Consider the following 665-nt stretch of genomic DNA (forward strand, 5'->3'; position numbering starts at 1 on the left):
ACAGGCTTAAAACCCTGTCATCCTTTTACTGAATCTATAGGTTTAAGGAAGCGAACCTGGTGAACTGAAACATCTAAGTAACCAGAGGAAAAGAAATCAATTGAGATTCCCGCAGTAGTGGCGAGCGACCCGGGAAGAGCCGATATGTGATAACTTATTGTATAGAAGAATCATCTGGAAAGATGAGCCGTAGTGGGTGATAGCCCCGTATTTTAAATACAGTAAGTGGTACTAGGCATATCAACAAGTAGGGCGGGACACGAGAAATCCTGTCTGAACATGGGGGGACCATCCTCCAAGGCTAAATACTCGTAATCGACCGATAGTGAACAAGTACCGTGAGGGAAAGGTGAAAAGAACCCCTGTGAGGGGAGTGAAATAGAATCTGAAACCGTGTACGTACAAGCAGTGGGAGCCCTTTTTAGGGTGACTGCGTACCTTTTGCATAATGGGTCAGCGACTTATATTCTGTGGCAAGCTTAACCGAATAGGGGAGGCGTAGGGAAACCGAGTCTTAATAGGGCGTCTAGTCGCAGGGTATAGACCCGAAACCAGGCGATCTACCCATGGCCAGGCTGAAAGTTAGGTAACACTGACTGGAGGGCCGCACCCACATCTGTTGCAATAGATGGGGATGAGCTGTGGGTCGGAGTGAAAGGCTAATC

Annotated in this window: 1 rRNA gene; it reads left to right on the forward strand. The window is 47.8% G+C overall.

Going from position 1 to position 665, the window contains the following annotated elements:
• Window positions 1-665, forward strand: a 23S ribosomal RNA gene (locus FK529_RS19720); the annotation flags it as partial.

Source organism: Tsukamurella asaccharolytica (assembly GCF_007858435.1).
Lineage (GTDB): Bacteria > Actinomycetota > Actinomycetes > Mycobacteriales > Mycobacteriaceae > Tsukamurella > Tsukamurella asaccharolytica.